The 23,168-nt window shown below is 52.6% G+C and carries 29 protein-coding genes; 14 read left to right on the top strand and 15 right to left on the bottom strand.

Going from position 1 to position 23,168, the window contains the following annotated elements; translation table 11 throughout:
• Positions 1 to 38: 38 nt before the first annotated feature.
• The 11 genes from npr to FN037_RS16850 all read right to left on the bottom strand — a co-directional run bounded on the left by npr (position 39) and on the right by FN037_RS16850 (position 7,931).
• A complete protein-coding gene (npr, locus tag FN037_RS16900; protein WP_138362916.1) occupies positions 39 to 311 on the bottom strand; it encodes a PTS phosphocarrier protein NPr in 273 nt (90 codons plus the stop codon).
• Positions 308 to 1,162, bottom strand: coding sequence for an RNase adapter RapZ (rapZ, locus tag FN037_RS16895; RefSeq protein WP_138362917.1), 855 nt, complete (start codon positions 1,160 to 1,162; stop codon positions 308 to 310). The genes npr and rapZ overlap by 4 nt, the downstream gene beginning before the upstream one ends.
• A 45-nt stretch (positions 1,163 to 1,207) precedes the next feature.
• Positions 1,208 to 1,696, bottom strand: a complete 489-nt coding sequence (gene ptsN, locus FN037_RS16890) for a PTS IIA-like nitrogen regulatory protein PtsN (RefSeq protein ID WP_138362918.1) — start codon at positions 1,694 to 1,696, stop codon at positions 1,208 to 1,210.
• Positions 1,697 to 1,762: 66 nt separating this feature from the next.
• Entirely contained in the window at positions 1,763 to 2,050 is a 288-nt protein-coding gene (hpf, locus tag FN037_RS16885) for a ribosome hibernation promoting factor (protein ID WP_138362919.1), read from the bottom strand.
• Positions 2,051 to 2,072: 22 nt separating this feature from the next.
• Entirely contained in the window at positions 2,073 to 3,506 is a 1,434-nt protein-coding gene (gene rpoN / locus FN037_RS16880) for an RNA polymerase factor sigma-54 (RefSeq protein ID WP_138362920.1), read from the bottom strand.
• Positions 3,507 to 3,553: 47 nt separating this feature from the next.
• A complete protein-coding gene (gene lptB, locus FN037_RS16875; RefSeq protein WP_138362921.1) occupies positions 3,554 to 4,279 on the bottom strand; it encodes an LPS export ABC transporter ATP-binding protein in 726 nt (241 codons plus the stop codon).
• Positions 4,280 to 4,285: 6 nt separating this feature from the next.
• Positions 4,286 to 4,831 carry a lipopolysaccharide ABC transporter substrate-binding protein LptA gene (gene lptA / locus FN037_RS16870; protein WP_138362922.1) on the bottom strand — a complete coding sequence of 182 codons (546 nt, stop codon included), beginning with the start codon at positions 4,829 to 4,831 and terminating at the stop codon, positions 4,286 to 4,288.
• Positions 4,800 to 5,375, bottom strand: a complete 576-nt coding sequence (gene lptC / locus FN037_RS16865; RefSeq protein WP_138362923.1) for an LPS export ABC transporter periplasmic protein LptC — start codon at positions 5,373 to 5,375, stop codon at positions 4,800 to 4,802. The genes lptA and lptC overlap by 32 nt, the downstream gene beginning before the upstream one ends.
• A complete protein-coding gene (gene kdsC, locus FN037_RS16860; protein WP_138362924.1) occupies positions 5,372 to 5,938 on the bottom strand; it encodes a 3-deoxy-manno-octulosonate-8-phosphatase KdsC in 567 nt (188 codons plus the stop codon). The genes lptC and kdsC overlap by 4 nt, the downstream gene beginning before the upstream one ends.
• Positions 5,939 to 5,952: 14 nt before the next feature.
• Complete coding sequence (gene kdsD / locus FN037_RS16855; protein ID WP_171034945.1) at positions 5,953 to 6,957, bottom strand: arabinose-5-phosphate isomerase KdsD; 1,005 nt, start codon at positions 6,955 to 6,957, stop codon at positions 5,953 to 5,955.
• Positions 6,954 to 7,931, bottom strand: a complete 978-nt coding sequence (locus FN037_RS16850) for a calcium/sodium antiporter (RefSeq protein ID WP_138362926.1) — start codon at positions 7,929 to 7,931, stop codon at positions 6,954 to 6,956. Before FN037_RS16850 ends, kdsD begins: the two co-directional genes overlap by 4 nt.
• A gap of 318 nt (positions 7,932 to 8,249) precedes the next feature.
• On the opposite strand from FN037_RS16850, the gene mlaF reads away from it, so the two are divergent.
• From mlaF to murA, 7 genes are all read left to right on the top strand, one after another.
• Positions 8,250 to 9,062 (top strand): phospholipid ABC transporter ATP-binding protein MlaF, encoded by an 813-nt coding sequence (gene mlaF / locus FN037_RS16845; RefSeq protein ID WP_138362927.1) that lies wholly within the window; start codon positions 8,250 to 8,252, stop codon positions 9,060 to 9,062.
• Between the two features lie 7 nt (positions 9,063 to 9,069).
• Entirely contained in the window at positions 9,070 to 9,852 is a 783-nt protein-coding gene (gene mlaE / locus FN037_RS16840) for a lipid asymmetry maintenance ABC transporter permease subunit MlaE (protein WP_138362928.1), read from the top strand.
• A gap of 4 nt (positions 9,853 to 9,856) precedes the next feature.
• Complete coding sequence (gene mlaD, locus FN037_RS16835; RefSeq protein WP_138362929.1) at positions 9,857 to 10,408, top strand: outer membrane lipid asymmetry maintenance protein MlaD; 552 nt, start codon at positions 9,857 to 9,859, stop codon at positions 10,406 to 10,408.
• An 18-nt stretch (positions 10,409 to 10,426) separates the two neighbouring features.
• Positions 10,427 to 11,062 carry a phospholipid-binding protein MlaC gene (mlaC, locus tag FN037_RS16830; protein ID WP_138362930.1) on the top strand — a complete coding sequence of 212 codons (636 nt, stop codon included), beginning with the start codon at positions 10,427 to 10,429 and terminating at the stop codon, positions 11,060 to 11,062.
• On the top strand, positions 11,062 to 11,352 hold the full coding sequence (mlaB, locus tag FN037_RS16825; RefSeq protein ID WP_138362931.1) for a lipid asymmetry maintenance protein MlaB: 291 nt from the start codon (positions 11,062 to 11,064) through the stop codon (positions 11,350 to 11,352). Before mlaC ends, mlaB begins: the two co-directional genes overlap by 1 nt.
• Before the next feature lie 136 nt (positions 11,353 to 11,488).
• Complete coding sequence (gene ibaG, locus FN037_RS16820; RefSeq protein ID WP_142502747.1) at positions 11,489 to 11,743, top strand: BolA family iron metabolism protein IbaG; 255 nt, start codon at positions 11,489 to 11,491, stop codon at positions 11,741 to 11,743.
• Positions 11,744 to 11,797: 54 nt separating this feature from the next.
• Positions 11,798 to 13,057 carry a UDP-N-acetylglucosamine 1-carboxyvinyltransferase gene (gene murA / locus FN037_RS16815; RefSeq protein ID WP_138362933.1) on the top strand — a complete coding sequence of 420 codons (1,260 nt, stop codon included), beginning with the start codon at positions 11,798 to 11,800 and terminating at the stop codon, positions 13,055 to 13,057.
• 59 nt (positions 13,058 to 13,116) lie between these two features.
• Here murA and sfsB read toward each other — a convergent pair whose 3' ends face one another.
• Together sfsB and ispB are read right to left on the bottom strand one after the other, a co-directional pair.
• Positions 13,117 to 13,389 (bottom strand): DNA-binding transcriptional regulator SfsB, encoded by a 273-nt coding sequence (gene sfsB, locus FN037_RS16810; RefSeq protein ID WP_138362934.1) that lies wholly within the window; start codon positions 13,387 to 13,389, stop codon positions 13,117 to 13,119.
• A 197-nt stretch (positions 13,390 to 13,586) separates the two neighbouring features.
• Positions 13,587 to 14,558 (bottom strand): octaprenyl diphosphate synthase, encoded by a 972-nt coding sequence (gene ispB / locus FN037_RS16805; RefSeq protein ID WP_138362935.1) that lies wholly within the window; start codon positions 14,556 to 14,558, stop codon positions 13,587 to 13,589.
• 259 nt (positions 14,559 to 14,817) lie between these two features.
• Here ispB and rplU point away from each other — a divergent pair, with 259 nt between their 5' ends.
• From rplU to cgtA, 4 genes are all read left to right on the top strand, one after another.
• A complete protein-coding gene (gene rplU / locus FN037_RS16800; protein ID WP_004106123.1) occupies positions 14,818 to 15,129 on the top strand; it encodes a 50S ribosomal protein L21 in 312 nt (103 codons plus the stop codon).
• A 19-nt stretch (positions 15,130 to 15,148) separates the two neighbouring features.
• Positions 15,149 to 15,406: a 50S ribosomal protein L27 gene (rpmA, locus tag FN037_RS16795; RefSeq protein ID WP_138362936.1), complete on the top strand. Its 258-nt coding sequence runs from the start codon at positions 15,149 to 15,151 to the stop codon at positions 15,404 to 15,406.
• 93 nt (positions 15,407 to 15,499) lie between these two features.
• Positions 15,500 to 16,465 (top strand): DMT family transporter, encoded by a 966-nt coding sequence (locus FN037_RS16790; protein ID WP_142502746.1) that lies wholly within the window; start codon positions 15,500 to 15,502, stop codon positions 16,463 to 16,465.
• A 15-nt stretch (positions 16,466 to 16,480) separates the two neighbouring features.
• The gene (cgtA, locus tag FN037_RS16785; protein ID WP_138362938.1) at positions 16,481 to 17,659 is read left to right on the top strand and encodes an Obg family GTPase CgtA; all 1,179 of its coding nucleotides are present in this window, start codon (positions 16,481 to 16,483) and stop codon (positions 17,657 to 17,659) included.
• A 44-nt stretch (positions 17,660 to 17,703) separates the two neighbouring features.
• Here cgtA and dacB read toward each other — a convergent pair whose 3' ends face one another.
• The gene (dacB, locus tag FN037_RS16780) at positions 17,704 to 19,137 is read right to left on the bottom strand and encodes a serine-type D-Ala-D-Ala carboxypeptidase (RefSeq protein ID WP_138362939.1); all 1,434 of its coding nucleotides are present in this window, start codon (positions 19,135 to 19,137) and stop codon (positions 17,704 to 17,706) included.
• 234 nt (positions 19,138 to 19,371) lie between these two features.
• Here dacB and greA point away from each other — a divergent pair, with 234 nt between their 5' ends.
• The gene (gene greA / locus FN037_RS16775) at positions 19,372 to 19,848 is read left to right on the top strand and encodes a transcription elongation factor GreA (protein WP_138362940.1); all 477 of its coding nucleotides are present in this window, start codon (positions 19,372 to 19,374) and stop codon (positions 19,846 to 19,848) included.
• Between the two features lie 152 nt (positions 19,849 to 20,000).
• Here the strand turns inward: greA and yhbY are convergent, their stop codons facing one another.
• Complete coding sequence (gene yhbY, locus FN037_RS16770; protein WP_138362941.1) at positions 20,001 to 20,294, bottom strand: ribosome assembly RNA-binding protein YhbY; 294 nt, start codon at positions 20,292 to 20,294, stop codon at positions 20,001 to 20,003.
• A 123-nt stretch (positions 20,295 to 20,417) separates the two neighbouring features.
• Here yhbY and rlmE point away from each other — a divergent pair, with 123 nt between their 5' ends.
• Both rlmE and ftsH read left to right on the top strand, forming a co-directional pair.
• Complete coding sequence (gene rlmE / locus FN037_RS16765) at positions 20,418 to 21,047, top strand: 23S rRNA (uridine(2552)-2'-O)-methyltransferase RlmE (protein ID WP_138362942.1); 630 nt, start codon at positions 20,418 to 20,420, stop codon at positions 21,045 to 21,047.
• 99 nt (positions 21,048 to 21,146) lie between these two features.
• On the top strand, positions 21,147 to 23,081 hold the full coding sequence (gene ftsH / locus FN037_RS16760; RefSeq protein WP_138362943.1) for an ATP-dependent zinc metalloprotease FtsH: 1,935 nt from the start codon (positions 21,147 to 21,149) through the stop codon (positions 23,079 to 23,081).
• The last annotated feature ends 87 nt before the right edge of the window (positions 23,082 to 23,168 follow it).

Genomic DNA, 23,168 nt, shown 5'->3' with positions numbered 1-23,168 from the left:
CTTTCAGCCCCGGTAAGCATAGAACGACCGCGAAGGGTTTAGTCTTCATCAAATCCGGCATTGAAGAGCGCGATAACCGCCGCCAGCGCCTCAGCTTCTTGCGGACCGTTGGCTTCAATCTCAATCTGACGCCCTTTGGCCGAGTCGAGCATCAGCAGGGCTATCACGCTATTGGCTTCAGCTTCAATCCCTTCGTCATTGCGCAACAGCACCTCAGCATCATAGTTCTGCATTAATTCGAATAATTTCATTGCCGGACGAGCGTGCATGCCCAGCTTATTGGTGATCTCAACGGTTTGCTTCACGGTCATGATTTACGTTTTTCCAGCGTCCGGTGACGAGACTGCACGTTTTTACCGCGCGAGCGGAAGTAGTCCGCCAGCTGTTCGGCGACGTAAACTGAACGGTGTTTACCCCCGGTACAACCAATCGCCACCGTCAGATAGCTGCGGTTATTGGTCTCCAGCATGGGTAACCATAGCTCAAGATAGCTGCGGGTCTGGTAGATAAAATTGTGAACTTCTGTGTGTCGATCGAGGAAGGCGGCGACCGGTTTATCGAGGCCAGTCATTGGACGCAGCTTTGGATCCCAGTGCGGGTTTGGCAGGAAGCGCACATCAAAGACGTAGTCAGCGTCGATGGGGATGCCGTGCTTAAAGCCAAAGGATTCGAAGACCATTGTCAGTTCGCGTTCGCGTTTACCTAACAAACGCGTGCGCAGCATTTCAGCCAGCTCATGCACTGACATTTCGGAAGTATCGACAATCAGGTCGGCGCGGGAACGCAAAGGCTCCAGCAGATCGCTCTCTTCATCAATAGCGCTTTCCAGCGACAGGTTTTTACTCGAGAGCGGGTGCAGGCGCCGCGTATCGCTATAGCGGCGAATTAAGGTGTTACGATCGGCATCAAGGAACAACAACTGAGGCGAAAATTCGGCGGGCAGGTTTTTCATCGCCTGCTCAAAGACTTCCGGCGACTCGGGCATATTACGCACATCAATGCTGACGGCCGCCGAAATATTTCTGTCCGCAAGGGTGCGCGCCAGTTCGGGCAGCAGTACAACTGGCAGGTTATCCACGCAGTAAAAGCCCATATCTTCCAGCGCTCGCAGGGCGACGGATTTCCCCGACCCTGAACGGCCGCTGACGATCATCAGTACCATGTACCGTTTCTCCTCAGTACGATAAAGAGTAAGGTGCGATTCCTGTTATGCTTCATCATTGCTTCCTGAACCGGTGATGATGTCATATAGCTCTTCATCACTTTGTGCGGCGCGCAGGCGACGGCAAATGGTTTTATCCGCCAGACGTTTTGCGACCAGCGACAGCGTATGCAGATGCGTTTTTGTTTGATCGGCGGGAACGAGAAGAGCAAACAGGAGATCGACGGGTTGATTGTCGATAGCATCGAATGCGATGGGGGTTTCCAACTGAACAAAAACGCCCACAGCCCGTAGCGTATCCTCTTCAAGTTTGCCATGTGGAATCGCAATACCGTTACCAATCCCGGTACTGCCCATTTTTTCACGGGTGAGAATGGCTTCGAACACCACCTGGGGCGGTAAGCTTAGCTGTTTTGCCGCCAGCTCGCTGATGATTTCCAGCGCGCGTTTTTTGCTTTGGCAGTGAACCTGGCTACGGGTACATTCCTGGTTAAGGACGTTGCTCAGTTGTAGAGCCGAATCGTTATTTGTCATAATTTCACCTGAGCTCTTCCTTGCCAACCGCCGGTAAGCGGTTGGCACAGGCTATTGCCCGGACAATTAGTGTTGTTTCAGTTTATCTTTATGTTTTGTTAACTGTCTCGCCAGCTTATCAATAAGACCATCGATGGCGGCGTACATATCCTGCCCTTCCGCACTGGCATGGATTTCACCACCATTGACATGCAGATTGGCATCCGCAATTTGCGTCACCTTCTCTACTTTTAACACTATATAGACCTGGTTGATCCTGTCGAAAAACTGCTCCAGTTTGCTAAATTTCGCATTCACGAAATCACGCATTGCGGGGGTTATTTCGACGTTTTGCCCTGTAATGTTGAGCTGCATAGTGTCTTCCTTATCGGTTGGGTCAAACTAACTGTTTACGCTGGTTTGACGGCGGAATAGATAAAGATTCTCGGTACTTAGCGACGGTACGGCGCGCCACCATAATACCCTGCTCGGATAACATGGTGGTGAGTTTACTGTCGCTCAATGGCTTCGCGGGGTTCTCCGCGGCGATTAACTTCTTCACCAGCGCACGAATGGCTGTCGACGATGCTTCGCCGCCGCCTTCGGTGTTGACATGGCTGGAGAAGAAATACTTCAGCTCAAAAATACCGCGTGGACTGTGCAGGTATTTTTGCGTGGTAACGCGTGAGATAGTGGATTCATGCATTTCGACGGCCTGGGCAATATCTGCCAGAACCATCGGCTTCATAAACTCTTCACCCTGTTCAAAGAAGGCCTGCTGCTGTTCAACGATACAGCGACTGACGCGTAACAGTGTATCGTTACGGCTTTCCAGACTTTTGATAAGCCAGCGGGCTTCCTGTAGATTACTGCGGATAAACTGACCGTCCGCATCGTTGCGTGCGCTGTTACCCATGGCTGCATAGTGCTGATTGATCTTCAGGCGCGGAAGGCTGTCTGAATTGAGTTCGACCACCCAGCGACCGTTCACTTTGCGCACCAGAACATCAGGAATAACATATTCGGGTTCACCGGTCTGAATGGACTGGCCAGGGCGCGGATCCAGCGACTGGATCAGATTTACTGCTTCTTTGAGGACGTCTTCTTTGAGACGGGTGACGCGCATCAATGTGCGGAAATCATGATTGGCCAGCAGATCGAGATGATCGCTAATGATCTGTCGCGCTTCATCAATCCATGGCGTCTCTTTGGCAAACTGAGAAAGCTGGACCAGCAGGCAGTCGCGCAGATCTTTTGCCGCTACGCCGACGGGATCGAAACGCTGAACACGTTTGAGAACGGCTTCGACCTCTTCAAGCCCGATTTCATCATCGCCGATGCTTTCCACGATCTCTTCAACAGAAACGGTCAGGTAGCCAGTATCATCAACGGCATCGACGATCGATGTGGCGATAGCGCGATCGGTGTCAGTGAAAGGGGTGAGTTCCACCTGCCACATCAGATAATCCTGCAGGCTCTGGGTGGTTTCCCCCTGATAAATCGGCAGTTCATCATCCTGATAATCCACCCCGTTGCCTGACGGGGTACCTGCGGTGTAAATCTCATCCCAACTGGCGTCAAGCGGTAACTCTTCCGGCATATCTTTCTGCTCAAGAGCGTCAACGCTATCCAGAGATTCGCGATCCTCTGTCTCTTTGGTTTCTACCTCATCGTGAAGATCGGTTTGCTCGAGCAACGGGTTACTCTCCAGCGCCTGCTGGAGTTCTTGCTGGAGTTCTAACGTGGACAACTGCAACAGGCGAATTGCCTGCTGTAGTTGTGGCGTCATGGCAAGCTGTTGGCTTAACCTTAATTGCAAACCTTGCTTCATATTCAGAGCTAATATCTCCGGCTAAAACGTCTGTAACCTCTACCCTATCAGAGTCTGAAGTCTTCCCCAAGATACACGCGCTTAACCTGCTCGTCTTCAAGGATTTGTTGCGGCGTACCGTGGGCAATCAGGTGCCCCTGGCTGACGATATAGGCGCGCTCACAAACGGCCAGCGTCTCTCTGACGTTATGGTCGGTGATCAGTACGCCAAGTCCGCTGTCGCGCAGGTGTTCAATAATGCGTTTGATATCGATAACGGAAATCGGGTCAACGCCGGCGAAAGGTTCATCCAGCAGGATAAACTTCGGGTTAGCGGCCAGCGCGCGGGCGATTTCTACCCGGCGACGTTCACCGCCGGAGAGCGCCTGGCCGATGTTATCGCGCAGGTGCTCAATATGAAACTCTTCCATAAGCTCTTTTGCCCGGTCTTCACGCTGCTCATTGCTGAGATCGTCGCGAATCTGCAATACGGCCATCAGGTTATCGTAAACGCTCAGGCGACGGAAAATAGACGCTTCCTGCGGCAGGTAGCCGATACCGCGGCGGGCGCGGGCATGCAGAGGCAGCAAGCTGATGTCTTCATCATCAATAATAATGTTGCCCGCGTCGCGCGGTACAATACCGACCACCATATAGAAAGTGGTTGTCTTACCGGCGCCGTTCGGGCCCAGCAGGCCGACAATCTCCCCGGAGTTGACGGTCAGACTGACATCTTCCACCACCCGGCGGCCTTTATAGGCTTTGGCGAGATTCTTTGCAGTTAATGTTGCCATAACGAATTACTTACCCTTCTTTGACTGATCGTTGCCTTTGTCCTGCAACTGCGAAGGAACCAGTACCGTGGTTACACGTCCACCTTTATTGCTGAACGCCTGCATTTTTTGCTCTTTCACCAGATAGGTGATTTTGTCACCCTGAATATTGCTATCAAGCTGTTCCAGATGGGCATTACCGGTCAGAACGACAAAGTCATTTTGCAGTTCATAATGCATCTTTGATGCGCGGCCTTTTACTGGTTTGCCATTGTCCTGCATCTGGTAGAAGGTTGCCGGGTTACCGTAACCGTCGATCACTTCTTTGCCTTTCTCTCCGCCGGGACGGGTGACGACAACTTTATCAGCATTGATTTTGATCGTTCCCTGCGTGACGACAACATTACCGGTAAAGGTCACGACGTTGCCCTGCATATCCAGCGACTGCTGATCGGATTCAATATGAATCGGCTGATCGGTATCACCCGTTTTTGCCAGTGCCGGCAAGCTGGCGGCCAGTAAGGCGCTGGCGAGCGCAATCTTAAGGCTGAGTTTGTTTGTTCTGAATTTCATAAGAGGTTCTAACCTTTTCAATCAGCTCGGCATTTTTGCTGCGTAGGTTCCCGCGCATTTTCAGGCCGCTGGAATTAAATGTTGTCCCGTACAATGTCACCATGTCATCGGAGGTAACATCCTGTGTCACCAGGTTTATCTGGGCGTTATCCGTCGTAATTTTGCGCAGTTGAGCATCCGCTGTTAGCGCATTGACTTCAACGTGCCCGTAAAGATACAGCATGCGGTCGTTCGTTAACTTCGCTTTATCAGCCGTGACGGACCAGGTCGGTACTTTGTTCGTATCAAAGGTGGTCATCACGGGTTTAGTAAACCACGAGATTTGCTGCGCGGAAAAATACGCCACATGTTCAGCGGTCAACCGGTAACTAAGCGCGCCTTCCGGGCTATAAACTACAGTATCGGTATGCTCGCTGGTATACGTTGGCTCATCAGGATTGACCGCCTGTTGGGAGGTATCGTCCGTACTCGCCAGGTTAAGACCAATCAGGATCAGCGCGGCCAGCGACAGTAAAATGATAACCCAACGTCTGGTTTTACTCATATCGATTGCCCTTTGGCCTCATCCAGCTTGCCTTGCGCCAATAGTAGCAAATCGCACACTTCCCGTACCGCTCCGCGACCACCGTTGATACGCGTGACGTAATCCGCACGTGGGATCAGCAGGGGGTGAGCATCGGCTACCGCGACGCTTAAACCGACTTCAGCCATAACCGGCCAGTCAATAAGATCGTCACCAATATAGGCCGCTTCATCTGCATGAACAGCCAGCTTGTTGAGTAATTCATGAAACGCCAAAAGCTTATCAGATTGCCCCTGGTACAGATGCGTGATGCCCAGCGTCTGACAACGGTCTTCCACCAGTTTAGCTTTTCGCCCGGTAATTATCGCCACTTCAATACCTGAGGTCAGGACACAGCGGAGCCCGTAGCCATCACGGACATTAAACGCTTTCAGCTCTTCGCCATTGTTGCCCATGTAGATAAGGCCATCAGACAGGACGCCGTCCACATCCAGGATCAATAAACGGATCTTCGCCGCCCGGTCGATAAACTCCTGGCTTACTGGCCCATAGCAGGTCGTCAACAGGGCATCAGTATTATTCATTATTTTTTCCTTACTTACACTACACCTGCGCGCAGGAGATCGTGCATATGTACCACACCCAGTAGACGGTCGCCATCGGCAACCAGTACGCAGGTGATGTGACGAGATTGCATCAGGTTCAGCGCATCGACGGCCAGCGTGCCGGGACGGATGCGGATACCGCCTCGCGTCATTACCTCGGCAATACTGGCATTGCGCATATCGATGCCAGTATCAAATACCCGGCGTAGATCGCCATCGGTGAAAATGCCGATGATGTTCATTTCATCATCGCAGATCGCGGTCATGCCCAGATTTTTACGTGTGATCTCCAGTAACGCATCGCGCAGCGTGGCGCGCAGGCTAACGTGCGGAATCTCATCGCCGGTGTGCATAATATCATTAACTCGCAGGAGCAGTTTACGTCCCAGCGCGCCGCCGGGATGCGACAACGCAAAATCTTCAGCGGTAAAACCGCGTGCTTCCAGCAGTGCCACCGCGAGCGCATCGCCCATAACCAGCGCGGCGGTCGTGCTTGTTGTTGGCGCCAGCCCCAGTGGACACGCCTCTTTAGGGACCTTGACGCATAAATGAATATCCGCTGCGCGCGCCATGCTGCTTTCAGGGCGACTGGTCATGCAAATTAATGAAACCTGCTGACGCTTGAGGACAGGGATCAGGGCGAGAATTTCATTGGATTCACCGGAGTTAGACAGTGCGATAACCACGTCATGTGAGGTGACCATGCCTAAATCACCGTGCGCGGCTTCGCCTGGATGAACAAAAAATGACGGTGTGCCGGTGCTGGCAAAGGTGGCCGCCATTTTACGTCCGATGTGGCCGGATTTGCCCATCCCCATCACCACCACTTTTCCGCTACAGCGAAAAATGGTCTCACAGGCGCGGGTAAAATCTTCATTAATGTATTGATCGAGCTGCGTCAGACCTTCACGTTCAATTTCCAGAACCTCACGGCCTGCCCGTTGAAAGTCAAAATCCGCTGGCAAATCTGTTTGCGACATAATGTTATCCCGAATCATTCAACGAAGAGCGGCGCTGTCCAGTACAGCATCGCCAACCAAAGCACAAAACCGCAAACTAACAGGGCACCGACAAGCCTGCCTGGTTGCTGTTTACGACGCCAGCACAGTAGGGCAAACACCAGGCTGACCAGCAGCATGACGCCATAGTCGCGGGTGAAGGCCTCTGCGGTGAAGGCGCCAGGGGCAATTAGCGCGGGGAGGCCGAGGACGAGCACAATGTTAAGAATATTCGCGCCAATGATATTCCCGATAGCAATATCATTTTCACCTTTTCGCGCCCCGGCGATAGCGGTTGCCAGTTCCGGTAAGCTGGTGCCTATGGCCACCACCGTTAAGCCAACGCTCAGCTCGCTGATGGCAAAAAAGTTTGCCAGTACCGTGGCGTTATCAACGACCATTCGCGCGGCCATTGGCATCACAATCAACGCAACGCCCAGCCAAAGCAAGGCGACGGGAAGCGACCCTTCACGTGGCAGCTCCGCCAGCTGTTCGCGGGTCAGGCTATCGCTACCCTGGCGTTCCGCGAGACGGGCGATTTTAAGGGTGAACAGTAGCCAGAGTACGGCCAGCGTCAGTAAAAAAAAGCCATCCATCCTCGTGAGCTGCCCGTCATATAGCACAACCCCCGCCAGTAAACTGACCAGCAACATTAGCGGTAATTCACGACGCAGGATATCAGAATGCACGGTAAAAGGCTGAAACAGCGCAGTGATACCGAGAATCAACAGAATATTGGTGATATTCGATCCGAGCGCGGTGCCAATCGCCAGCTCGGTTTGCCCGTGGAGGGAGGCGGCGGTGGAGACGATGATTTCCGGTAAACTGGTACCGATGCTGACCACCGTCATGCCAATAATAAGCGGGGGGATCCCCAGGAGACGGCAAAGTATTGAAGCGGCGTAGACCAGACGATCGGCGCTGTAGACAACCAGCAATAAACCAATAATTAACAGAGCCGTCGCTAAGAGCATCTAACGTCCTTTCTTCAGGTATAATCGTCGCCTCGCTGGCCGTCCGTAGGCAGCGTAACGAATTCTTAATTTTGACTTTATACCCGTCATACTTCAAGTTGCATGTGCATTGACGCTGAGTGACTCGTTTTATTCATGGGATTTATCCTTATGGGCGGTGACTCTGCGGTGCGCGTTATTTAGGGAATATGTGCGGAAAAAGTAAAACAAATGCCAGTTTTGGTTAACCGGGGCGGGTAAGTTTCTGTAAAAATGTTGGGTTTGTGGTGAAAGAAAGCGCCATGCTTATCCCGATGGGTGTCTAGTAAGGATGATTTTATGAGCCAGAGTTTGGCGAATTTAGTCGAAGTGCGCGGTATTCGCTTCTCGCGGGGCGAACGTGTGATCTTTGATGATATCTCGCTGTCGGTCCCTCGCGGTAAGATCACTGCGATCATGGGCCCATCAGGGATCGGCAAAACTACCCTGTTGCGCCTGATAGGCGGCCAGATCCCACCCGATAAGGGCGAGATCCTGTTTGATGGTGAAAACGTACCGCAAATGTCGCGTTCGCGCTTGTATACCGTCCGCAAGCGTATGAGCATGCTATTTCAGTCCGGCGCGCTGTTCACTGATATGAATGTGTTTGATAACGTCGCATATCCGTTACGTGAGCATACGCGTTTGCCGGAGGCGCTGTTGCACACCACGGTGATGATGAAACTGGAAGCCGTCGGCCTACGCGGAGCCGCGAAACTGATGCCTTCTGAACTCTCCGGTGGTATGGCGCGCCGCGCCGCACTGGCGAGGGCTATTGCGCTGGAACCTGATTTAATCATGTTTGATGAGCCCTTTGTCGGTCAGGATCCCATCACGATGGGGGTGCTGGTGAAGTTGATTTCTGAACTCAACAGTTCCCTCGGTGTCACGTGTATTGTGGTTTCCCATGATGTACCGGAAGTGCTCAGCATTGCGGACTTTGCGTATATCGTGGCGGACAAAAAAGTTGTGGCGTATGGCAGCGCGCAGTCGCTGCGTGAAAATACCGATCCTCGGGTTCGTCAGTTCATTGATGGTATTGCCGACGGCCCGGTGCCGTTCCGCTATCCGGCGGGCGATTATCATCATGATTTATTGGCCAAAGGGAGTTAAGCGACTCATGTTGTTAAATGCGCTAGGCGCGCTCGGACATCGGGGTATAAAAACTATCGCGACGTTCGGACGTGCTGGATTAATGCTCTTCAACGCCGTTGTGGGCAAGCCCGAATTGCGTAAGCATGCGCCGCTGCTGGTGCGTCAGCTGTATAACGTTGGTGTGCTGTCAATGCTGATCATTATTGTATCGGGGCTGTTTATCGGTATGGTGCTGGGCCTGCAGGGCTATCTGGTATTGACCACTTACAGCGCAGAAACCAGCCTCGGCATGCTGGTGGCGTTATCGCTGTTGCGTGAGTTGGGGCCAGTGGTCGCCGCGCTGCTGTTCGCCGGGCGCGCGGGTTCCGCGTTGACCGCTGAAATCGGCCTGATGCGGGCGACTGAACAAATCTCCAGCATGGAGATGATGGCTGTTGACCCACTGCGCCGCGTTATTTCTCCGCGTTTCTGGGCGGGGGTGATCTCACTCCCACTGTTAACCATTATTTTTGTGGCGGTGGGCATCTGGGGAGGGGCGCTGGTTGGTGTTAGCTGGAAGGGTATCGACAGTGGATTCTTCTGGACTGCGATGCAAAATGCCGTCGACTGGCGGATGGATCTGGTTAACTGCCTGATCAAGAGCCTGGTTTTTGCCATTACGGTGACATGGATTGCGTTATTTAATGGTTATGACGCTATCCCCACTTCCGCCGGGATTAGCCGGGCGACGACGCGTACCGTGGTGCATGCGTCGCTGGCGGTTCTGGGGCTGGATTTTGTGCTGACTGCGCTGATGTTTGGGAATTGAGTTCATGCAAACGAGAAAAAATGAAATTTGGGTCGGTGTGTTCTTGCTGGTCGCGCTGCTGGCCGCGTTGTTTGTCTGCCTGAAAGCGGCGAACGTGACTTCCTTGCGTACGGAACCGACCTATCGGCTCTATGCCACCTTTGACAATATCGGCGGCCTGAAAGTGCGTTCTCCGGTGCGTATCGGCGGTGTCGTGGTGGGACGCGTTGAGGATATTTCGCTTGACCCGCAAACTTATCTGCCGCGGGTGACTCTCGATATTGATAAACGCTATAACCACATTCCGGACACCAGCTCGCTGGCAATCAGAACTTCCGGCCTGCTAGGGGAACAGTATCTGGCGATGAATATTGGTTTTGAAGATCCTGACCTGGGAACCTCTATCCTTAAAGATGGCGGCACTATCCAGGACACCAAATCTGCAATGGTGCTGGAAGATCTGATCGGTCAGTTCCTTTACAACAGTAAAGGCGGTGACAATAAGAATTCTGGCGATGATCGGGCTGCGAGCGAGGGGCATACTGATGCCACGCAGCCAGCCGGCACGACGCATTAATTTCAGGAGAGATGAGACATGTTTAAACGCTTACTAATGGTCGCCATGCTGGTGATTGCTCCTTTGACCGCGGCCGCCGCTGCGGATCAATCCAATCCATATAAGCTGATGAACGAAGCGGCGCAGAAAACCTTTGATCGCCTGAAGAACGAACAGCCGAAAATTCAGGCCAACCCGAACTACCTGCGCGATATCGTCGATCAGGAACTGTTGCCGTATGTTCAGGTTAAATATGCCGGCGCACTGGTGTTGGGACGTTACTACAAGGAGGCCACGCCGGCGCAACGTGAAGCCTATTTCGCCGCCTTCCGCGAATACCTGAAACAGGCCTATGGTCAGGCCCTGGCGATGTATCATGGTCAGACCTATCAGATTGAGCCGGAGAGGCCGTTGGGCGATGCGACCATTATTCCTATCCGCGTAACCATTCTTGATCCGAATGGTCGCCCACCGGTTCGTCTTGATTTTCAGTGGCGTAAAAATACCCAAACCGGTAACTGGCAGGCTTACGATATGATTGCGGAAGGGGTAAGCATGATCACCACCAAGCAGAACGAGTGGAGCGATCTGCTGCGTACTAAAGGGATTGATGGCCTGACGGCGCAACTGAAGTTAATTTCCGCACAGCCAATTACTCTGGAACAGAAAAAATAATGGCCGGGCAACTGAGCTGGGACCGTGACGGCGAGACGCTGACGCTACGCGGAGAACTGGATCAGGATTTCCTGCTCCCGCTCTGGCAGGCGCGCGCTCAGGCAACGGTTGGCGTATCGGCAATTGACCTCAGTGCAGTGACACGTGTGGATACTGCCGGACTGGCGCTATTAGTGCATTTTATCGCGCTGGTTCGCCGGCAGGGCCGGGAAGCGAACGTGATTGGCCAGAGTGAAAATCTGCAGACGCTGGTCCGGTTATATAACCTTCCTGCCGATATGATCCCATAATTTTTTCAATGAGTTATTGCTGAAGCTATTCTGAAAGCCCCGTCAAACTTTTTGATGGGGCTTTTTGCTTGTTTAAGACAGCGCCACTTTCCTCTAAGATGTTGGGCTGTTTTCACTATCAGATAAATGTTAGCCCATGGAAAATCATGAAATTCAGACCGTGCTGATGAACGCACTCTCCCTTCAGGAAGTCCACGTCTCTGGAGATGGTAGCCATTTTCAGGTTATTGCTGTGGGTGAGATGTTCGACGGCATGAGCCGGGTCAAGAAGCAGCAGACGATCTACGCCCCGCTGATGGAATATATTGCCGATAATCGCATTCATGCTCTGTCAATTAAAGCGTTTACCCCGCAGGAGTGGGTGCGAGACCGCAAACTTAATGGCTTTTAAGCTGTGGGGATGTTCCCCGCAGCGTATGTGAATTCTTAACAGAGAACAGAATCAATGGATAAATTCCGTGTTCAGGGGCCCACTCGTCTTCAGGGCGAGGTCACCATTTCCGGCGCCAAAAACGCCGCCCTGCCAATCCTCTTTGCTGCGTTACTGGCTGAAGAGCCGATTGAGATCCAAAACGTACCGAAGCTGAAAGATATTGATACCACCATGAAGCTACTGAGCCAACTGGGCGCGAATGTTAAGCGCAATGGCTCCGTATGGATTGATGCTGGCCCGGTTGACGTTTTCTGTGCTCCATATGATCTTGTCAAAACCATGCGTGCTTCTATTTGGGCGCTGGGACCGCTGGTCGCCCGTTTCGGCCAGGGTCAGGTGTCACTTCCTGGCGGCTGTGCTATCGGTGCGCGTCCGGTTGATTTGCACATTTCCGGCCTTGAGCAACTGGGCGCGGAAATTAAACTGGAAGAGGGCTATGTTAAGGCGTCGGTTAATGGACGTCTGAAGGGTGCGAATATCGTGATGGATAAGGTTAGCGTTGGCGCGACCGTGACCATTATGAGCGCAGCGACGCTGGCGGAAGGGACGACTGTTATTGAAAATGCCGCGCGCGAGCCGGAAATTGTCGATACCGCCAACTTCCTCAATACGCTGGGCGCGAAAATTACAGGTCAGGGAACCGATCGTATCACCATCGAAGGCGTCGCACGCCTCGGCGGCGGCGTATACCGCGTGCTGCCGGATCGTATCGAAACCGGTACGTTCCTGGTGGCAGCGGCGATTTCTGGCGGTAAGATCCTCTGCCGCAATGCCCAGCCTGACACGCTGGATGCCGTGCTGGCGAAGCTTCGTGACGCCGGCGCGGATATCGAAACGGGCGAGGACTGGATTAGCCTGGATATGCATGGTAACCGTCCAAAAGCCGTGAACGTGCGTACCGCACCACATCCTGGCTTCCCGACGGATATGCAGGCCCAGTTCACGTTGCTGAATCTGGTGGCAGAAGGCACCGGTGTGATTACCGAGACCATCTTTGAAAACCGTTTTATGCACATACCGGAACTGATCCGCATGGGCGCTCATGCTGAAATTGAAAGCAATACCGCCATTTGCCATGGCGTGAAACAGCTTTCTGGGGCGCAGGTGATGGCGACGGATTTACGTGCGTCTGCCAGCCTGGTGCTGGCGGGCTGTATCGCGGAAGGTACGACGATTGTCGATCGTATCTATCATATTGACCGCGGTTATGAACGTATTGAAGACAAACTGCAGGCGCTGGGCGCGAATATTGAGCGCGTCAAAGGCGAATAAATCGGTAGCGGCAGCAGCCCTCTGGCGTAGGTTCAAGGGCTGCTGTTTATAACCGTACGTTACTTACTCTTCTTTCTCTGACGCATCATCTGCGTCCTGTCGATGAACTGATGGGTATCAGGGTCGTGATAGCGCGACGGCCATATCACCCAGGGAACGGTTTCCAGCGCATTGGCAATGATCAGCTCGCCTTTAGGCCATGGTCGGGTTAATGCATTTGCCAGGGTTGAAGAACTTAAACCATTACGCCGCGATTCAGCCGCCAGAGATGTCCCTCTTTTGTGTAATCCGGCAATAATATCCGCTGGGTGCCAGTCGGTGAACTTATCCATAAATTCCTCCTGGTAAGAAAAAACTTTTCGTCCTTACTGGACGACGAGTCAATCATACCTTGAGTTCCAGTATTGTTCTAACAAGTTCTTTTAAATGGGTCTTATATTTAGGAATATATCAATGTGCCAGGGTTTTAAGGAGTTTGTTGGATTTTATTGGAACTTTCCCGCGATTTTGCACGGGAAAGTGGGGAGGGTTAATGATCGCGTTGTACCGCGATATGGGCGAGACCAATCAGCGCTTCACGCCACTGGGAGTCAGGAAGAACCTGCAGTGCGTTAATCGCTTTATCGGCCTCTTCTTCCGCGCGTTTTTGGGTCCATTCGAGTGAGCCACAGGTCGCCATGGTTTCCAGTACGGCTTCCAGCAGGTGGCGGCCATTACCTTGCTCTATCGCCTCGCGGATCATGGCGGCCTGTTCTGCCGTACCGTGTCGCATTGCGTGCAGCAGCGGAAGCGTGGGTTTACCTTCGTTCAGATCATCACCGACGTTTTTGCCGAGACGCGCGCCATCTGAGCTATAGTCGAGTAAATCATCGATCAGCTGGAAGGCGGTGCCCAGATAGCGACCGTAATCCTGGAGCGCCTTTTCTTGGTCAGCGGTGCAGTTGGCCAGGATGCCTGAACACTGGGCGGCGGCCTCAAACAAGCGCGCGGTTTTGCTGTAAATCACCCGCATGTAGTTTTCTTCAGTGATATCGGGGTCATTGACGTTCATTAACTGCAGAACTTCACCTTCTGCAATGACGTTAACGGCTTCTGACATCACCTCCAGAACTCTCAATGAGCCAAGACGGGTCATCATTTGAAAGGCCCGCGTATAGATAAAATCCCCAACCAACACGCTGGCTGCGTTGCCAAAGGCGGCGTTTGCTGTGGCTTTTCCTCGGCGCATGTCTGATTCATCCACGACATCATCATGTAGCAGAGTGGCGGTGTGGATAAATTCGATCAGCGCCGCTATAGCGACATGCGCGTTCCCGTGGTAACCGACAGCTCGCGCGGCCAGCACGGCAATCATCGGGCGAATACGCTTGCCGCCTCCACTGACGATGTAATAGCCTAACTGATTGATAAGCTGAACATTTGAGTTGAGTTGCTCAAGGATTGCCGCATTAACGCCCGCCATATCCTGCGCGGTTAACTCATTGATTTTTTCTAAATTCATCGCAAAAGCCGGGCCAAATGTCCTGTTACCGCGTATCCGAATGGGATCACAGAAGGAGAAGATAAAATTACAAGAATACGTGATTGTACTGAAAATTTGCCGTAGATAAACGTTGGCGTGAAAGTTGTGTTTTTTTCAGCGTTGATTTGCTAATCGCTCTTGTCAAAGGCTCGCGTTTTGCGTAATATTCGCGCCCTATTGTGAATATTTATAGCGCACTCTGAATCATACGAAGAGGTGCGCGGAAGCGGAGTTCTATATGTACGCGGTTTTCCAAAGTGGTGGTAAACAACACCGAGTAAGCGAAGGTCAAACCATTCGCCTGGAAAAGCTGGACATCGCAACTGGCGAAGCTGTTGAGTTCGCTGAAGTGCTGATGATCGCAAACGGTGAAGAAATTAAGATCGGCGTTCCTTTCGTTGAGGGCGGCGTGATCAAAGCTGAAGTTGTTGCGCATGGTCGTGGCGAGAAAGTTAAAATTGTTAAGTTTCGTCGTCGTAAACACTACCGTAAGCAGCAGGGCCATCGTCAGTGGTTCACTGATGTGAAAATTACTGGCATCAGCGCCTAAGACCTGAGGAGAGATTTAAATGGCACATAAAAAGGCTGGCGGCTCAACTCGTAACGGTCGCGATTCAGAAGCTAAACGTCTGGGCGTTAAGCGTTTCGGTGGCGAATCCGTTCTGGCGGGTAGCATTATCGTTCGTCAGCGTGGTACCAAGTTCCACGCTGGTGCTAACGTAGGTTGCGGTCGTGACCACACGCTGTTTGCAAAAGCAGACGGTAAAGTGAAATTTGAAGTTAAAGGCCCGAACAACCGTAAATACATCAGCATCGTTGCTGAGTAAGTTTTCGTGGTCCGGTAACGGATTGAAGCCCCGCACACGTTGCGGGGCTTTTTACATTAGAATCCCGGATATTTTTCTGCAGGGAAAACGGGTATGAAACAGCAGGCCGGCATCGGCATTCTCTTAGCGCTCACCACGGCGATGTGTTGGGGCGCTTTGCCGATCGCAATGAAGCAGGTTCTGGCAGTGATGGACCCGCCGACGGTGGTTTTTTATCGCTTTTTGATGGCAAGTTTTGGCCTCGGGGTCATCCTGACCGTTAAAAAAAAGCTGCCACCAATGCGAATTTTTCGCAAGCCGCGTTGGTTGATACTGCTGGCCATTGCGACAGGTGGCTTGTTCGGTAACTTCATTCTGTTTAGTTCTTCCCTGCAATATCTCAGCCCCACCGCCTCCCAGGTCATCGGTCAGTTGTCCCCGGTCGGTATGATGGTCGCCAGCGTTTTGGTCCTTAAAGAGAAAATGCGCGGCACCCAGATTATAGGCGCGATAATGCTAATTAGCGGTCTGGTTATGTTCTTTAACACCAGCCTGCTTGAGATTTTTACCCGCCTGACGGATTACACGTGGGGGGTTATTTTCGGCGTAGGGGCGGCGGCAGTATGGGTTAGCTACGGTGTTGCACAAAAGGTGTTATTACGTCGCCTGGCATCACAGCAGATCCTTTTTTTGCTGTACACTTTATGTACGATAGCGCTACTGCCGTTAGCGACGCCATCTCGTGTGTTGGCGCTAAGCAACTGGCAACTGGCCTGCCTGATTTTTTGCGGGCTGAACACCCTGGTGGGTTACGGCGCGCTGGCAGAAGCGATGGCGCGCTGGCAGGCGGCGCAGGTGAGCGCGTTGATTACCTTAACGCCGCTATTTACGCTGCTGTTTTCAGATTTATTATCACTGGCCTGGCCCGACGTTTTCGCCAGACCGTTGTTGAACCTGTTAGGTTATCTCGGTGCGTTTGTCGTGGTTGCGGGCGCGATGTATTCCGCCATAGGTCATCGTCTTTGGGGACGATGGCGCAAGCGAGAAGCGGCTGTGCCGCTGCCCCGCTCAGGCGAATGATTTACGGAGAGTAAAATGAAGTTTGTTGATGAAGCAACGATCCTGGTCGTAGCAGGCGATGGCGGCAATGGCTGCGTTAGCTTCCGCCGCGAAAAATATATTCCCAAAGGCGGCCCGGACGGCGGCGATGGCGGCGATGGCGGTGATGTCTGGCTGGAAGCGGATGAAAACCTGAATACGCTGATTGACTACCGTTTTGAGAAGTCCTTCCGCGCGGAGCGCGGGCAGAACGGTCAGAGCCGCGATTGTACCGGGAAACGTGGTAAAGACGTGACGGTGAAGGTGCCGGTGGGGACCCGTGTTATCGATCAGGGAACCGGCGAGACCTTGGGCGATATGACCAGGCATGGTCAGCGGCTGATGGTGGCTAAAGGCGGCTGGCATGGTCTGGGTAATACTCGGTTTAAATCCTCCGTTAACCGTACGCCGCGTCAGAAGACGATGGGGACGCCTGGCGATAAGCGCGATCTGTTGCTGGAGCTGATGCTGCTGGCAGATGTCGGCATGCTGGGGATGCCAAATGCCGGTAAATCCACGTTTATTCGCGCGGTTTCGGCTGCGAAGCCAAAAGTCGCTGACTATCCGTTTACGACGCTGGTACCGAGCCTCGGTGTGGTGCGTATGGATAGTGAGAAGAGCTTTGTCGTTGCCGATATTCCCGGGCTGATTGAAGGCGCAGCGGAAGGCGCAGGCCTTGGTATTCGCTTCCTGAAGCATCTTGAGCGTTGCCGGGTATTACTGCACCTTATTGATATTGAGCCGATTGACGGTTCCGATCCGGTTGAAAACGCGCGGATTATTATCGGCGAGCTGGAGAAATACAGTGAAAAACTGGCTTCTAAGCCACGCTGGCTGGTCTTTAATAAGATTGACCTGATGGATAAAGCTGAGGCGGAAGCCAAAGCAAAAGCCATCGCTGAAGCACTGGGCTGGGAAGAGAAGTTCTATCTGATTTCGGCCGCCAGTCAGCAGGGCGTGAAAGAGCTGTGCTGGGACGTGATGACCTTTATCATAGAAAACCCGATTGTGGCTGTGGAAGAAGAGAAAGCTGCGGAAAAAGTCGAGTTTATGTGGGATGACTACCACCGTCAGCAGCTTGAAGAAGCAGAGCTCGCGGCGGAAGATGATGAAGACTGGGACGATGACTGGGATGAAGACGACGAAGAAGGCGTTGAATTCATCTACAAGCGTTAATCCCCTAAAATCTCAAGGGCCGCATATGATGCGGCCCTTTTGCTTTAGTAATTCTGATATAAGTCTTTGTACAACCGGCTTTCGAACCGTACCAGTGGAATACGGCGGTTACGCTGATCGGCGGGTTCTACGGCATATCCTGACAAATACTGGACAAAAGCAAGCTTCTGCCCGCTGGCGGTGGTGATGAAACCGGCCAGGTTATACACCCCTTGCAGTGAACCCGTTTTGGCCGAAACTTTGCCATCAACGCCCGCCTCATGAAGCCCAGCCCGGTACTGCAGCGAACCATCATGGCCAGCCAGAGGCAGCATTGAGATGAAGTTGAGCTCATTATCGTGTTGGGCAATGTACTGAAGCACTTTCATCATTGTGGTCGGGGCGATGAGGTCATGGCGCGACAGGCCCGAACCATCAACGATAATGGTGTTTCCCAGGTCAATACCGGCCTGCTGGCGTAGAATTTGCCGCACCGCATCGGAACCGGCTCGCCAGGTACCCGGCACACCGAAACGCGCATGGCCAATGGTGCGGAATACCGTATCGGCAATCATGTTGTCTGATTTTTTCAACATAATTCGTAACAGGTCATGCAGCGGCGCAGATTGTGTGCTTGCCAGAACGGTACCCGCTGCGTTCGCCAGCGTTTGCCGCAGCAGCGTGCCGCTCCAGGTGATGCCGGCATCAGTCAGCTCGGCTTTCAGAATCGCACCGGCATAGCTGGCGCCATCCTGAATGGCGAAAGCCAGTGGCAGCGGCTCGCTACGTTGCGGTAGACAGCCGGTCAGGGTGTAGCGGTTGAGATCGCCGGGAACGACGTCCAGTTCACAATATTGTGCTTCAGAGGCGCCGGGAGCCAGAGTGCGCACCTGGCTAAACATGGTCACCGGGTAGTAAGATGCCACGCGAATAAACGCCAGATCGCCTGGCTTTTGCGCACTATAGAGCGAGATGGAGAAGCAGTTACGGTCAACAATCGCCGCCGCCGGTGGGGCGCTAAAGCACTGGGTCAGATCATTCCACGGCCAGCCTGGTGCTTTGTCATGGCTGGCGAATATGGAGGTATCGATCAGCACATTGCCCTCAATACGCTGGACGCCCGCTTTTTTCAGCGTAGCAACCATATTGCGGATATCCTGGCGGGTAAGCGTAGGGTCGCCGCCGAAGCGCGCAATGAGATCGCCTTTTATTGTACCGCCATCAATGCTGCCTTTCGTTTCCAGCGTCGTGGTAAAGCGGAAGTTCGGCCCCAGTTGCAGTAGGGCGGCCAGGGCGGTGATGACTTTTTGGGTGCTGGCTGGTAGCGCCATTTGCTGGCTGTGATAGTCTATTACTGGCGTTGGAGAACCTACTTTCTGTGCCATAAAGGCCAGGTTTGCCCCAGCAGGCAGCTGAGTAATGTATTCGTCAATATTCGCTGCCTGAGCGCTAATCGCTATACCGGCAGTCAATCCGATGATAAATCTGGGAAATCGCATAATCTCGCGCTAACAACCTGAAACCAGGACGTCATACTACGGCGCAACGCCCTGTAAAGTAAACGATGACCCATAGTGAACTTCAGGGTAAAATACGTATCAAATTGAAAATTGCTGCTGATCTGGAGAGTCCTTTCCGGGTCGGTTTTCTTTTTGCTCAAGTTCTGCATAAGTCTTGACCGGTCATAGCGTAGTGAAGTTTGCTCTGTGGCTGAATGATAAAGAGGTATAAAAATGCAAGCTATTCCGATGACCTTACGTGGCGCTGAAAAACTGCGCGAAGAACTGGATTTCCTCAAGTCCGTGCGTCGTCCTGAAATTATTGCCGCTATTGCTGAAGCACGCGAACACGGCGACCTGAAAGAGAATGCCGAGTATCATGCCGCTCGTGAACAGCAAGGCTTCTGCGAGGGGCGCATTAAGGATATTGAAGCGAAGCTGTCGAATGCTCAGGTCATTGATATCACCAAAATGCCAAACAACGGGCGAGTCATTTTTGGGGCGACGGTGAGCGTGTTGAATCTCGATACCGAGGAAGAGCAAACCTATCGTATCGTTGGTGATGATGAGGCCGATTTTAAGCAAAATCTGATTTCTGTGAATTCGCCGATAGCACGTGGTTTGATCGGTAAAGAGCAGGATGATGTCGTCGTCATCCGTACGCCTGGCGGCGACGTAGAATTCGAAATTATTAAGGTTGAATACCTGTAATCCGAATTCAACGCTACGATGTTGATGGATTGTAAAGAAAGGAAAAAGGCCGCTTAGCGGCCTTTTATCAACGTCCGGAGCATGGCATTTTGCTCGTCTACCCGCAGAAAACCCTCGATTTACACAGCATTGTGTTGATAACCAGGATATTCTTAGCGTGGCAGCGGGATTTTACGCTCTTTAGTCGGGCGATACAGAACCAGCGTTTTACCGATGACCTGTACATTACAGGCACCGGTTTCACGCACGATAGCATCCACGATCAAGATTTTAGTTTCGCGATCTTCCGAGGCGATCTTCACCTTGATAAGTTCATGGTGCTCTAACGCTTGTTCAATCTCGGCCAGTACCCCTTCGGTCAAACCATTGTTGCCAAGCATAACTACCGGCTTGAGCGGATGAGCCAGACCTTTCAGGTGCTGTTTTTGTTTAGTACTCAGATTCATCGTATTTTTTGCTTACGTTGGGATTGAAAACGGGTCATTCTACCGCCATCTCCCATATATCGCCAAACTACTGCGCCGATTTTTACACCGCAAAGTATGATGAACCCGAAATGGGAATGTTAAATGACAGGTAAAAAGCGTTCTGCCAGCTCGAGTCGCTGGCTTCAGGAACACTTTAGCGATAAATATGTTCAACAGGCGCAGAAAAAGGGGCTACGTTCCCGAGCCTGGTTTAAACTTGATGAAATACAGCAAAGTGACAAAATTTTTAAACCGGGGATGACGATTGTTGACCTCGGCGCTGCACCGGGGGGGTGGTCGCAATACGCGGTGACTCAAATCGGTAACAGCGGTCGCATTATTGCTTGCGATCTTTTACCTATGGATCCAATCGTTGGAGTGGACTTTCTTCAGGGCGATTTTCGTGATGAATTAGTCCTGAAAGCGTTACTTGAACGTGTCGGTGACAGTAAAGTACAAGTGGTCATGTCCGATATGGCGCCAAATATGTGTGGAACACCGGCGGTGGATATTCCCCGGGCCATGTATCTGGTGGAACTGGCGCTTGAAATGGCTCGTGATGTATTAGCGCCAGGTGGTAGTTTTGTAGTGAAGGTGTTCCAGGGCGAAGGTTTCGATGAGTATCTAAGAGAGATTCGCTCCCTGTTTACGAAGGTCAAAGTTCGTAAGCCGGACTCTTCCCGCGCCCGTTCGCGTGAAGTGTATATTGTAGCGACCGGGCGTAAACCATAACCGGTAGATTTCAGACGAAAGTTTGAAAGACGCTGGATATAGAGTATCCTGACGCTGTTTTTAACACAGTTGTAATAAGAGGTTAATCCCTTGAGTGACATGGCGAAAAACCTAATACTCTGGCTGGTCATAGCCGTTGTGCTGATGTCAGTATTCCAGAGCTTTGGGCCCAGCGAGTCTAATGGCCGAAAGGTAGATTATTCAACCTTCCTGCAAGAGGTCAATCAGGACCAGGTTCGCGAAGCGCGTATCAACGGACGTGAGATCAACGTTACCAAGAAAGATAGTAACCGTTACACGACTTACATTCCGGTTAATGATCCGAAGCTGCTTGATAACCTGTTGACGAAAAACGTCAAAGTGGTTGGCGAGCCGCCGGAAGAACCGAGCCTGCTGGCTTCTATCTTCATTTCCTGGTTCCCGATGCTGTTGCTAATCGGGGTCTGGATCTTCTTTATGCGCCAGATGCAGGGCGGCGGTGGCAAAGGCGCCATGTCGTTCGGTAAGAGCAAAGCGCGCATGCTGACGGAAGATCAGATTAAAACCACTTTTGCTGATGTCGCGGGTTGCGATGAAGCGAAAGAAGAAGTGGGGGAGCTGGTTGAATACCTGCGCGAACCGAGCCGTTTCCAGAAGCTGGGCGGAAAAATACCGAAAGGCGTCCTGATGGTCGGTCCTCCGGGTACCGGTAAAACCCTGCTGGCGAAAGCTATCGCAGGCGAAGCGAAAGTCCCGTTCTTTACCATTTCCGGTTCTGACTTCGTGGAAATGTTCGTCGGTGTGGGCGCATCTCGTGTGCGTGACATGTTCGAGCAGGCCAAGAAAGCGGCGCCGTGCATTATCTTCATCGATGAAATTGATGCTGTCGGCCGTCAGCGTGGCGCGGGTCTCGGCGGCGGTCATGATGAACGCGAACAGACGCTGAACCAGATGCTGGTTGAAATGGACGGCTTCGAAGGTAACGAAGGTATCATCGTTATCGCGGCGACTAACCGTCCGGACGTACTTGACCCGGCGCTGCTGCGTCCTGGCCGTTTCGACCGTCAGGTCGTGGTTGGGCTGCCGGATGTTCGCGGTCGCGAGCAGATTCTGAAAGTGCATATGCGTCGCGTACCGCTGGCGCCGGATATTGATGCGGCAATTATTGCGCGCGGTACGCCAGGCTTTTCAGGCGCCGACCTGGCGAACCTGGTGAACGAAGCGGCGCTGTTTGCCGCCCGTGGCAACAAGCGTGTCGTTTCGATGGTCGAGTTCGAGAAGGCGAAAGACAAAATCATGATGGGTGCGGAACGTCGCTCCATGGTGATGACCGAAGCGCAGAAAGAATCTACCGCTTACCACGAAGCAGGCCATGCGATTATTGGCCGCCTGGTACCGGAACACGATCCGGTACACAAAGTAACGATTATTCCGCGTGGTCGGGCATTGGGTGTGACCTTCTTCTTGCCTGAAGGCGACGCAATCAGCGCCAGCCGTCAGAAACTGGAAAGCCAGATCTCCACGCTGTACGGCGGTCGTCTGGCGGAAGAGATCATTTACGGCGTAGAGCATGTTTCTACCGGTGCGTCGAACGACATTAAAGTCGCGACTAACCTGGCGCGTAACATGGTCACTCAGTGGGGCTTCTCCGACAAACTCGGTCCGCTGCTGTATGCAGAGGAAGAGGGGGAAGTGTTCCTGGGCCGCAGCGTCGCGAAAGCGAAGCATATGTCTGATGAAACGGCGCGTATTATCGACCAGGAAGTAAAATCCCTGATTGAGCGTAACTACAATCGTGCGCGTCAGTTGCTGAACGACAACATGGACATCCTGCACGCGATGAAAGATGCGCTCATGAAGTATGAGACCATTGATGCGCCGCAGATTGATGACCTGATGGCACGACGCGACGTTCGCCCGCCTGCTGGCTGGGAAGAACCGGGCTCGACCAATAATTCTGGCAATAATGGTACGCCGAGTGCGCCGCGTCCGGTCGATGAACCGCGTACGCCAAACCCGGGTAATACTATGTCAGAACAACTGGGCGACAAATAAGTTAGCCGTTGTTGATGCTGTTGTATTTTTCTAAAACCCCAGGGCGCTTGCTCCGGGGTTTTTCTTTTTCAATCTTTCTCTGACTCA

Source organism: Klebsiella sp. 2680 (assembly GCF_900198535.1).
GTDB classification, from domain to species: Bacteria; Pseudomonadota; Gammaproteobacteria; order Enterobacterales; family Enterobacteriaceae; genus Klebsiella; species Klebsiella indica.
This window is presented reverse-complemented; position numbering and strand designations above follow the sequence as displayed.

Bases quoted from the DNA above. Each gene is read 5' to 3' on its own strand.
- mlaE (WP_138362928.1), top strand. From the start codon at position 9,070: ATGTTGTTAAATGCGCTAGGCGCGCTCGGACATCGGGGTATAAAAACT.
- ftsH (WP_138362943.1), top strand. From the start codon at position 21,147: ATGGCGAAAAACCTAATACTCTGGCTGGTCATAGCCGTTGTGCTGATG.
- lptA (WP_138362922.1), bottom strand. From the start codon at position 4,831: ATGAAATTCAGAACAAACAAACTCAGCCTTAAGATTGCGCTCGCCAGC.
- rplU (WP_004106123.1), top strand. From the start codon at position 14,818: ATGTACGCGGTTTTCCAAAGTGGTGGTAAACAACACCGAGTAAGCGAA.
- FN037_RS16850 (WP_138362926.1), bottom strand. From the start codon at position 7,931: ATGCTCTTAGCGACGGCTCTGTTAATTATTGGTTTATTGCTGGTTGTC.
- rpmA (WP_138362936.1), top strand. From the start codon at position 15,149: ATGGCACATAAAAAGGCTGGCGGCTCAACTCGTAACGGTCGCGATTCA.
- yhbY (WP_138362941.1), bottom strand. From the start codon at position 20,294: ATGAATCTGAGTACTAAACAAAAACAGCACCTGAAAGGTCTGGCTCAT.
- ibaG (WP_142502747.1), top strand. From the start codon at position 11,489: ATGGAAAATCATGAAATTCAGACCGTGCTGATGAACGCACTCTCCCTT.
- mlaD (WP_138362929.1), top strand. From the start codon at position 9,857: ATGCAAACGAGAAAAAATGAAATTTGGGTCGGTGTGTTCTTGCTGGTC.
- hpf (WP_138362919.1), bottom strand. From the start codon at position 2,050: ATGCAGCTCAACATTACAGGGCAAAACGTCGAAATAACCCCCGCAATG.
- lptC (WP_138362923.1), bottom strand. From the start codon at position 5,375: ATGAGTAAAACCAGACGTTGGGTTATCATTTTACTGTCGCTGGCCGCG.
- cgtA (WP_138362938.1), top strand. From the start codon at position 16,481: ATGAAGTTTGTTGATGAAGCAACGATCCTGGTCGTAGCAGGCGATGGC.
- mlaB (WP_138362931.1), top strand. From the start codon at position 11,062: ATGGCCGGGCAACTGAGCTGGGACCGTGACGGCGAGACGCTGACGCTA.
- greA (WP_138362940.1), top strand. From the start codon at position 19,372: ATGCAAGCTATTCCGATGACCTTACGTGGCGCTGAAAAACTGCGCGAA.
- murA (WP_138362933.1), top strand. From the start codon at position 11,798: ATGGATAAATTCCGTGTTCAGGGGCCCACTCGTCTTCAGGGCGAGGTC.
- ptsN (WP_138362918.1), bottom strand. From the start codon at position 1,696: ATGACAAATAACGATTCGGCTCTACAACTGAGCAACGTCCTTAACCAG.
- FN037_RS16790 (WP_142502746.1), top strand. From the start codon at position 15,500: ATGAAACAGCAGGCCGGCATCGGCATTCTCTTAGCGCTCACCACGGCG.
- kdsD (WP_171034945.1), bottom strand. From the start codon at position 6,957: ATGATTCGGGATAACATTATGTCGCAAACAGATTTGCCAGCGGATTTT.
- mlaC (WP_138362930.1), top strand. From the start codon at position 10,427: ATGTTTAAACGCTTACTAATGGTCGCCATGCTGGTGATTGCTCCTTTG.
- rlmE (WP_138362942.1), top strand. From the start codon at position 20,418: ATGACAGGTAAAAAGCGTTCTGCCAGCTCGAGTCGCTGGCTTCAGGAA.
- rapZ (WP_138362917.1), bottom strand. From the start codon at position 1,162: ATGGTACTGATGATCGTCAGCGGCCGTTCAGGGTCGGGGAAATCCGTC.
- sfsB (WP_138362934.1), bottom strand. From the start codon at position 13,389: ATGGATAAGTTCACCGACTGGCACCCAGCGGATATTATTGCCGGATTA.
- lptB (WP_138362921.1), bottom strand. From the start codon at position 4,279: ATGGCAACATTAACTGCAAAGAATCTCGCCAAAGCCTATAAAGGCCGC.
- rpoN (WP_138362920.1), bottom strand. From the start codon at position 3,506: ATGAAGCAAGGTTTGCAATTAAGGTTAAGCCAACAGCTTGCCATGACG.
- kdsC (WP_138362924.1), bottom strand. From the start codon at position 5,938: ATGAATAATACTGATGCCCTGTTGACGACCTGCTATGGGCCAGTAAGC.
- npr (WP_138362916.1), bottom strand. From the start codon at position 311: ATGACCGTGAAGCAAACCGTTGAGATCACCAATAAGCTGGGCATGCAC.
- ispB (WP_138362935.1), bottom strand. From the start codon at position 14,558: ATGAATTTAGAAAAAATCAATGAGTTAACCGCGCAGGATATGGCGGGC.
- dacB (WP_138362939.1), bottom strand. From the start codon at position 19,137: ATGCGATTTCCCAGATTTATCATCGGATTGACTGCCGGTATAGCGATT.
- mlaF (WP_138362927.1), top strand. From the start codon at position 8,250: ATGAGCCAGAGTTTGGCGAATTTAGTCGAAGTGCGCGGTATTCGCTTC.